Origin of the sequence: Flavobacterium sp. UBA4854 (genome assembly GCF_002399805.1) — a bacterium.
Classification (GTDB): domain Bacteria; phylum Bacteroidota; class Bacteroidia; order Flavobacteriales; family Flavobacteriaceae; genus Flavobacterium; species Flavobacterium ginsengisoli.
In genome coordinates this window covers 5,615-7,785 of the sequence record NZ_DHEI01000095.1, presented here as the reverse complement: position 1 = coordinate 7,785, position 2,171 = coordinate 5,615, and the positions used below count along the sequence as shown (strand labels likewise).

The following is a 2,171-nucleotide window of genomic DNA, read 5'->3' as shown; positions in this document are numbered from 1 at the left end:
GCAATTCCTTGAGCGACTGTTAATCCGTAGTTTACATACATTGCTCCAAAGAAATAACCAGGTTCTTTTTGGAATTTATAATTGCAATGACTGCAGTATTCGTGCATTTTTGGTAAACCAAAATTAAAGAAAATGTTTTTGTCTGTAAAAACTTTTCCTTTATGACAAATAGGACATTCGTTGCTTAAAATATGAGTTAATGCGCTTGACATGACTTTGTTATTTTTTGTTTATACAAAGGTAATTCAGAGGTTTATAAAAGTCTTTTTTATATCTTCGCTTATTATAGCACAATAAAGACATTTTTTATGAAACGATATCCGATTTATAGTGTTCAGAATTTTAGCTGTAACGATATTCACCGTGATTTTTATGTCAATACTTTTACAGAACATTTAAAGAATCACAGTTTTGTCGAAGAACCACATAGGCATGATTCGTATTTAATGGTTTTTTTTACGAAAGGTTCTGGATTGCATGAAGTCGATTTTGACCAGTTCGAAATCAAAAGAGGAAGCCTTTTTGTGCTACAGCCAGGACAAATGCATCATTGGAATTTGTCTGAAGATATCGAAGGTTTTGTTATTATCTTTTCTCAGGAATTGTATAATTTGTATTTCGGACAGAAAAAGATCAATGATTATAATTTTTATCATTCCATTCATAATCGACCAGAAATGGTTTTTGAAGAAAATGAAATTCCAAAAATCCTTCCATATTTCGATTTGCTGATTCAGGAAAACAGTCAAAATAGTAAATATCAATTAGATAAATTGCTGAACTTGTTAGATTGCATTCATATTGAAGTCGCTCGAAAATACAATGAAACTTATTCGCATCAAGCGCATTCCTACAATATCAAAATCAATGCATTTGAATCCATTTTAGAAGAATATTTCAGAACCCAAAAATTGCCATCGTTTTATGCAGACAAGCTAAATATAACGTTGAAACATTTAAACAGAATTTGCAACGAAATCCTTCAAAAAACAGCTACAGAAGTAATCACAGATCGAGTAATTCTAGAAATAAAAAGAATGCTGATCGACAAGCAATTAGCGGTAAACGAAGTAGCATTTAAGGTAGGTTACGAAGATTACTCGTATTTCTCTAGATTCTTCAAAAAACAAACAGGAATGTCTCCGACTGAATTTAGAAATACTGTGCGATGATTTTTTTATTAGCCACTAATTACACGAATTTCCACGAATTATTTTTTAGCCACAGATTAAAAAGATTATTTTGATTTCTAATCTGTGGAAATCCTTTAAATCTCTGGCAAAATTTCGGCTTTGAGAGAAAAAAAATGTGGAAATTCGTGTAATTCATGGCAAACAAAAAGCCCTGCAAAATGCAGAGCTTCAATAACCAACCAATTAAATCCGAGAATGCTTAATTAGGGTTGTTTTACAAATTGTAATTCAATGTTCAAACGAACTTCTTCGCCTACTAAAACACCACCTGTTTCAAGAGCTGAGTTCCAGTTTAAACCCCAATCTTTACGATTAATTTTTCCTTCTATACTTAAACCTACTTTTGTATTTCCCCAAGGATCAGTCATGATTCCGCTAAATTCAACTGGGAATTTTACTGTTTTAGAAACACCTTTGATGTTTAAATCTCCAGTTAATTCAAATTCACCATCATTGATTTTTTTGAAAGAAGAAGATTTGAAAGTTAATTTTGGATGGTTCTCAGCATCAAAGAAATCACCGCTTCTTAAATGTCCGTCACGATCTGCATTTGCAGTGTCTACTGAAGCGATATCAGCAGAAAAGCTAAAATCTGCATTATCAAAACTATCTCCTTCTGTGATTGCAGAAGCATCATAAGTTCCAAATTTTCCTGAAACATTTGTAAACATCATGTGTTTAACTTTAAAACCAATTTCTGAGTGAGTTGGGTCAATTGACCATTTTGTAGTTGCCATAATTTTATTTTTTAAATAATTAATTTCATTTTGATAGGACAAAGTTACGGTGAGAGTTGTCCTAGAGCACTTAACCTAGATTAAGAAATAAAAAGGTGATTGTTTTTGCCACAGATTACACAGATTAAAAGGATTAAAAGAAATATTGCCACGAATTACACGAATTGCCACAAATTTTAATACAAATTATCTCGAACAATTGCTACGTCTGTTCGCTATCGCTCGAGTCGTGGCGAAAAAA

At 32.0% G+C, this 2,171-nt stretch carries 2 protein-coding genes and 1 pseudogene; 1 reads left to right on the top strand and 2 read right to left on the bottom strand.

Going from position 1 to position 2,171, the window contains the following annotated elements; translation table 11 throughout:
* A pseudogene (locus B3J44_RS14135) lies at positions 1-212 on the bottom strand (DUF983 domain-containing protein); the annotation flags it as partial.
* 96 nt (positions 213-308) lie between these two features.
* On the opposite strand from B3J44_RS14135, the gene B3J44_RS14130 reads away from it, so the two are divergent.
* Positions 309-1,172, top strand: coding sequence for a helix-turn-helix domain-containing protein (locus B3J44_RS14130; protein WP_286969032.1), 864 nt, complete (start codon positions 309-311; stop codon positions 1,170-1,172).
* A 224-nt stretch (positions 1,173-1,396) separates the two neighbouring features.
* On the opposite strand, the gene B3J44_RS14125 is transcribed toward B3J44_RS14130, so the two are convergent.
* On the bottom strand, positions 1,397-1,930 hold the full coding sequence (locus tag B3J44_RS14125) for a YceI family protein (protein ID WP_286969031.1): 534 nt from the start codon (positions 1,928-1,930) through the stop codon (positions 1,397-1,399).
* Between the last annotated feature and the right edge of the window lie 241 nt (positions 1,931-2,171).